9 protein-coding genes are annotated in these 6,400 nt (G+C 40.8%); 8 read left to right on the forward strand and 1 reads right to left on the reverse strand.

All coding sequences use genetic code 11. The features are described from left to right. From H8716_RS17105 to H8716_RS17140, 8 genes are all read left to right on the forward strand, one after another. Window positions 1–374, forward strand: a 374-nt coding sequence (locus H8716_RS17105) for a hypothetical protein (RefSeq protein ID WP_249310174.1), incomplete at its 5' end; no start/stop codon positions are given. Next, complete coding sequence (locus H8716_RS17110; RefSeq protein WP_182448711.1) at window positions 331–2,052, forward strand: MobA/MobL family protein; 1,722 nt, start codon at window positions 331–333, stop codon at window positions 2,050–2,052. The genes H8716_RS17105 and H8716_RS17110, both read left to right, overlap by 44 nt. Continuing rightward, window positions 2,036–2,740 (forward strand): DUF6040 family protein, encoded by a 705-nt coding sequence (locus H8716_RS17115; protein WP_055196675.1) that lies wholly within the window; start codon window positions 2,036–2,038, stop codon window positions 2,738–2,740. Before H8716_RS17110 ends, H8716_RS17115 begins: the two co-directional genes overlap by 17 nt. A gap of 223 nt (window positions 2,741–2,963) precedes the next feature. Then, window positions 2,964–3,875 (forward strand): AraC family transcriptional regulator, encoded by a 912-nt coding sequence (locus H8716_RS17120; RefSeq protein ID WP_016304806.1) that lies wholly within the window; start codon window positions 2,964–2,966, stop codon window positions 3,873–3,875. A gap of 88 nt (window positions 3,876–3,963) precedes the next feature. Beyond that, window positions 3,964–4,203 carry a hypothetical protein gene (locus tag H8716_RS17125; protein ID WP_016304805.1) on the forward strand — a complete coding sequence of 80 codons (240 nt, stop codon included), beginning with the start codon at window positions 3,964–3,966 and terminating at the stop codon, window positions 4,201–4,203. Between the two features lie 76 nt (window positions 4,204–4,279). Then, a complete protein-coding gene (locus H8716_RS17130) occupies window positions 4,280–4,879 on the forward strand; it encodes an HDOD domain-containing protein (RefSeq protein ID WP_019162948.1) in 600 nt (199 codons plus the stop codon). Between the two features lie 10 nt (window positions 4,880–4,889). Then, a complete protein-coding gene (locus H8716_RS17135) occupies window positions 4,890–5,492 on the forward strand; it encodes a sugar O-acetyltransferase (protein ID WP_117674858.1) in 603 nt (200 codons plus the stop codon). Further along, window positions 5,482–6,117, forward strand: coding sequence for an HAD family hydrolase (locus H8716_RS17140; protein ID WP_016304801.1), 636 nt, complete (start codon window positions 5,482–5,484; stop codon window positions 6,115–6,117). Before H8716_RS17135 ends, H8716_RS17140 begins: the two co-directional genes overlap by 11 nt. Window positions 6,118–6,224: 107 nt before the next feature. Here the strand turns inward: H8716_RS17140 and H8716_RS17145 are convergent. Further along, a partial coding sequence (locus tag H8716_RS17145; RefSeq protein WP_249310172.1) for a DUF6061 family protein occupies window positions 6,225–6,400 on the reverse strand: 176 nt, incomplete at its 5' end.

The raw sequence follows: 6,400 nt of genomic DNA on the forward strand, positions 1-6,400 counted from the left end.
TAATGCCGGAGGGAGTGGATTTTCCATTCCCTTCATTGCTTTTTCATGAAGGGCGCACTTATGGACAACCAGAGGTCGTCCGTATAAGTTTGCCACAGGTGGCAACCGGTCTGCGCTTACGCTTGCCGGGCTCGTTCCGTCGGCGGGCATTTCATGCAGACCTGCTCATGCCACAGGAGGCACTCTTCGCCAGAGAGGCGCATTCCATGCAGGCTGCTATGCGCAGGGCACTCTTACGCAGAGGGCGTTCTGGCAATGCTGCTTTTTCTAAAATCGAAAGCAATGTTGCCGGAAATCTATACCGGATGTGCAGAAAGGAGGAATCCAGATATGGCGATTTTTCATTACACAATCAAAATAGTCGGACGAAGTAAAGGGAAATCTGTTATCTCCGCTTCCGCATATCTCAATGGGGATGTGATGAAAAACGAGGAAACCGGGAGAATCAGTTATTACACTTCTAAAAAAGAAGTGGTCTACACCAGTCTGATGATGTGTGAAAACGCACCTCCTGAATGGCAGATAGTACCAGAAGAAAATATAAAACGCTTTCAAAAATCTGTCCGCTACAAAAGGTCAGAAGATAAAGAAGCTGCTTTAGAAAAATTCAAAATCACATTTCAGAAACAAAGATTATGGAATGAGGTATTGAAGATTGAAAAAAGTGCGGATGCCCAACTTGGCAGGTCATTTGAATTTGCCCTCCCAAAAGAATGGAGCAGACAGGAACAGATTCAATATACATCCGACTATATCCAAAAAACATTTGTGGATAAGGGAATGTGTGCTGATTGGAGTATCCACGACAAAGGGGATGGCAACCCCCATGTCCACCTGCTTCTGACGATGCGACCTTTTAACCCGGACCATTCTTGGGGAAAGAAAGAAGTCAAGGATTGGGATTTTGTCAGAGATAAAAGCGGAAATATCGTGATTGACGAATCCCACCCGGACTGGTGGCAGGATAAGAAAAACCCTGACCGTCATGGAATCCGTATCCCTGTATTAGACGAAAACGGAATCCAGAAGATTGGTGCAAGAAACCGCCTGCAATGGAAACGGGTGCTGACCGATGCTACTGGATGGAACAATCCCAAAAATTGTGAGCTGTGGCGGAGTGAGTGGGCAAAGGTGTGTAATGAACATCTTCCTTTGCATAATCAGGTTGATCACCGTTCTTATGAAAAACAGGGAAAACTCCAGATTCCTACCATCCATGAAGGTGCTGACGCAAGAAAGATTGAACAAAAATTTCTTGCCGGGCAGGAAATAAAAGGTTCGTGGAAAGTAGCGGAAAATCAAATCATAAAACAGCAAAACACGTTATTGCAAAAGATACTGGACACCTTTGGAAAAGTATCAGGTGCATTATCATTATGGAAGGAGCGATTAAATGACATTAGAAGAAAGCCGGGAAGTCATTCCCATGATGGAATCAATGATAAACCAGATCGAGGAACAGCAGAACCTTATGGCAGAGATGGTACAGGAATTACAGGAAAAAGACAGACAGCTTCTGTCCTTTCAGGAGCAGAACCAGAGTTTGCAGATATTAAACAGCGAGTTATCCGGACTGCTGAATCTTTTGCCAGATACAGAAGAACTGCTTTCCCAGATCGAACAGCAGAAAAACAGAATCGAACAGTTGGAAACCGAGAATCAGCAATGGCAGGAATTAACGCAGAAGCTGAACAACGAGAACAGCTTATTGCTGAAACAGAGCAGAGAATTACTGACCTTAAACAGCAGATAGAGAAAGTGAGGGATATAGATGCGAGAATGCGTAAACTTAGAGAACGTCGGTCAAGTGGAAGAACTTCTACAGATGACAGAACAGATGCAGGACGAACTGGATCAGAAAGACCAGATGATTATGGAACTGAACAGGCAGCTAAACAGATTGCTGACCTTGAACGAGAAATTGAACAGCGAAAACAGAGTCGAGAATATCGAAGCATTGCGGACAAGATTAAGGAAAATAGAAGAACAATTAGCCAACGAGACAGACAGCAGGAAAAGAGCCGACGCAGAAGTCGTGGCATGGAAATTTAGGTATGAAAAAGCGGAACAGGCAAAACGCTATGCACAGACACACCAAAAGACAACAGAGGTAGCTGTTGAGAAAAAAGTGCCCTATGAGAAATGCGATAACTGTGACCGCACTGCTTACCAAAAAGCAAAAGAAAAATGCGATAACCGTAAAATTCAGTTAGAGAAAAAATATAAAAATATGACGGCTGGTTATGAAAGTATCCTGTTTCTGCTGGCATGGTACAGTATAGCCATTACACTATTCACTGCTATCCTTTCTCCAGTTTTCTTTAGTGACTGTATTAGCTTTTTCAGTATGTTTGCTAAAGGAATCTTAAGCCTGTTTCAAAAATTTGTTGCAGGTGCAGATTCTTTCGGACAGTTAAGCAGTGGAATCTCAAATAGTATCATTTCAGGGATTGTGTACTGGCTGATTGTAAGTATTGTTATGGGAATTTTATTTATCATAACGGGATTGCTGATAATCGGGACTGGCTATCAGGTGGGGAAAATCTACCGGAAATATTGCTGGGATATTATCAGCATCATGGTGGTGATAATGAGTACAGCTATCATAATCTATTTCGGAAAATGGATAAAATCAATTATTCCGATAAACCTCATTATGTTGCTACTTCTGGTACATGCGGTTTATATCGGAATCCGATGTTATGTGAAAAACTGGCGAGAAAAACGAGGATATTTTTAAAGTAAAATGGGCAGGTAAAACTGCCTGTTTTTCACAAAACAAATATACTTATTTTTAGTTATCCAGATTTTTAGAGTCTGTGAAAACTGTTCTTTGATTTTTAACACTATTTTTTATAATCTTCCAAATGAATCTGTTTTGATTGATTGACAATTACCGAGCTATTCTAGTATATTTAATCCATAAAGCAGATACAAAATCGCAGATGTGCAGGTGAACAGACATGAAAAATATCCATAGCATTGAATTTTATACTGGAAGCAAGGAAGAACTGCTTCCCGGTTTTGAAAAAGATTTTCCCTATATCGCTTCAAGGGCAGAACTTGACAAGTATATCGGACATTATGTACCGTGGCACTGGCACAAGACAGTGGAACTTTTTTATATGGAAAGTGGTAGCATTGAATATGATACGCCGGGAGGAAAACTGTTGTTTCCGGCTGGAAGCGGCGGCATAGTAAATTCCAATGTACTCCATATGACAAAAGCAATATCGCAGAAAGAAAAGAATATACAGCTACTTCATATTTTCGATGTTTCCCTACTTGCCGGGGAACAGGGAAGCAGGATTGAACAAAAATATATTGCGCCTATCATAACAGCCCCACAGATTGAGGTAATTCCGCTTTTTCCAGGCAATGCAGAAGAAGAAAGGATTTTGAAACTACTTGCCGCTTCATTTCGTTTATCCAGTGATGAATTTGGATATGAAATAAAACTGCGGGAAACCCTAACAGAAATATGGCTCATGCTTTTTGAACTATCCCGTCCTATGCGTGAAAAAAAGGGGGAACATAATAAAAGCAACGATAAAATAAAGCTGATGATGATATATATTCACGAACATTACAGAGAGAAAATCTCTATCCCGGAACTTGCGGCAGCAGCATACCTAAGCGAAAGGGAGTGTTATAGAGTGTTCCATGACTGTCTGCACATGACACCCGTAGAGTATATAAAGGCTTACCGTCTGCAAGCTGCCTGTCAGATGCTAGCAAAGGGGCAGGAAGCAGTTACCGTTATCAGCCATGAGTGCGGTTTGGGGAGTAGCAGTTATTTTGGAAAGGTTTTTCGAGAATACACACATTGTTCACCCACAGAATATCGGAGAAAATGGCAGAATAGTGATAGATAAGGGCAGAAAAGAAATATTTTTTCTATTCCTTTTGCATTATAATGATACCTGTAAAGTAAATCCGTCATTTACAGGAGGTGAGTGCAAAGTGGTAAAACTGAACATTCTGAACATGAAAAATTTTTTAGATACGGTCAATAGCTGTTCCGGCAAAGTAAATATGCTCTGCCCGGATGGTAAAAAACAAAACATCAATGGGGAAGAAAAGATACAGGGCAGTTTGTGGCGGCAATACTCCCAAAACAAAAACTGTTTGCGGCTTGTTTTAGAAGTTCCGAATCCAACGGACTATATGAACATTGTTTCGTACTATGCCGGGGATTGCTGATTTATCTGTAAATATTTCATCATAAAGGGGCTGGACAGTTTATCTTCCAGCCCCGCCCTTTTGAAAGGAGTTAAAAATGGAGTTGAACATTCAGACCGCAGAACTGGCATTAAGGGAAGCGGCAGAATCCAATCCGGGAGCATGGGCAGAACATTCCCGGTATGTAGCCGAAGCCTGTAAAAACATTGCGTCACACTGTAAAGATTTATCTTCTGAACAGGCGTATATTTTCGGGCTGTTACACGATATTGGACGTTATGCCGGAGTGAGTTCGGAAAGGCATCTGATAGACGGCTATCGTTACTGTATGGAGCGTGGGTGGGGAAAAGCCGCACAAATATGTATATCCCACGCATTTATGATACAGGATATTGCCACATCTATCGGAGAGTTTGATGTCAGTGATGAGGATTACCTGTTTATGAAAGAATTTGTTGCAAATGCGGTATATGATGATTATGACCGTCTTGTACAGTTATGTGACGCATTGGCTATGCCTTCGGGGTTCTGTCTTTTGGAAAAGAGATTTGTAGACGTGACAATGCGATACGGCGTTCACCCAGCGACAATAGACAGATGGAAAAAGATTTTAGAGATTAAAGAACGGTTTGAGGATCAGATTGGCTGTTCTATCTATGCCCTGCTTCCGGGCGTTATGGAAAACAGTTTTCGTTAAGGGGGATATTGTGTATTACGAATCCAGTGATTTTTTGGAAACAGCGGACAGCGATACGTTAAAGCAGATTGCCCGCACAAGGGAATTAACACGGAAATATTATTTTTCTGATTATAGAGATACAGAAAAACGCACTTCCATTCTTCGGGAGCTGTTGGGCGGAATAGGGGAAAATGTGGCAATCGACACGCCTTTTCATTGCGACTATGGAAAAAATATTTTTTTGGGAAATGATGTGATCGTCAATATGAATTGTACCTTTGTGGATAACAAAACTATCCGAATTGGCGACAGGGTATTGATTGCGTCAAATGTGCAGATTTATACATCTTCACACCCTGTCTTACCACAGGAAAGGTTTGTGCCGGATTGGAGGGAACGTCAGACAACATTTTTTAGAACCTATGCACGTCCGATAGAAATAGAAAGTAATGTCTGGATTGGCGGCGGCTGTATTCTTCTGCCCGGAGTCACTATAGGAAAAAACAGCGTGATAGGGGCTGGAAGTGTAGTTACCCGCCCTATCCCGCCTAATTGTGTTGCAGTAGGAAATCCATGCAGGGTGATACGTTATTTTGATACAGACAGGGAAAGGTGGCAGCATGAAGTATAAGCATATCGTTTTTGACATTGACGGCACTCTGATTGATACGGAATATGCTGTATTACATTCTTTACAGGAAACTATAAAGGGATTGTCCGGGAGAGAGATACCATGTTCTGAACTAAGATTTGCGTTAGGGATTACAGGAACAGACGCTTTGAAAAAACTTGCGATAAAAGACACTTCCTATGCGATAGAATTATGGGATAAAAATATGCGTAACTATACAAATAACATTAAAGTATTTGACGGAATCGTTGAATTATTGAAAAATCTTCTAAGTCTGGATTATGAAATGGGGATTGTCACATCAAAGACAAGGGAAGAATTTACACATGATTTTTGTCCGTTTGGTATCAGTCATTATTTCAAAACAATCATATGTGCAGACGATACACAGGAACATAAACCCAATGCCGCACCGATTTTGAAATATGTGGAATTATCAAAAACAGACCATAGGAAAGTACTTTATATCGGAGATAGCAAATATGACAGTAAATGTGCGGAAAATGCGGGAATTGATTTTGCTTTAGCAGTATGGGGCAGTCATAATAAGCACATAAAAGCAGATTATTTTTTAGAAAAACCTGCCAATCTGTTATCTGCTATCACTTCAGAGAAATTTTATTAGCGATGAAAGATCGAACGAAAATGACTCCGAGGTATATTAAAAAAACTTGCTTGATCAATTATGGTGATTTTGATTAAGTAGCCTGTATGTAAAATAAAGCATACAGGCTACTTGTGGTTTACAATTCTCTCCAAAGAATCTTCTGCATCTACCCACATTTGCATATTTCCATCAAGATATAATCTTGCATATTCCAGTGGTTCGTCAATAGCAAGTGTATTTAATGCACAGTCTGATCCAGGCGTGGTTTTTAAGTCCTTCTCAGCTTCCCAGCAGTCAATGC

It is taken from the genome of Jingyaoa shaoxingensis (assembly GCF_014385005.1).
In the GTDB taxonomy this organism is placed as follows: Bacteria; Bacillota; Clostridia; order Lachnospirales; family Lachnospiraceae; genus Marvinbryantia; species Marvinbryantia shaoxingensis.

What these genes read in the sequence shown, in the direction of transcription:
- H8716_RS17130 (WP_019162948.1), top strand. Translation starts at nt 4,280, where the DNA reads ATGGAGTTGAACATTCAGACCGCAGAACTGGCATTAAGGGAAGCGGCA.
- H8716_RS17140 (WP_016304801.1), top strand. Translation starts at nt 5,482, where the DNA reads ATGAAGTATAAGCATATCGTTTTTGACATTGACGGCACTCTGATTGAT.
- H8716_RS17120 (WP_016304806.1), top strand. Translation starts at nt 2,964, where the DNA reads ATGAAAAATATCCATAGCATTGAATTTTATACTGGAAGCAAGGAAGAA.
- H8716_RS17110 (WP_182448711.1), top strand. Translation starts at nt 331, where the DNA reads ATGGCGATTTTTCATTACACAATCAAAATAGTCGGACGAAGTAAAGGG.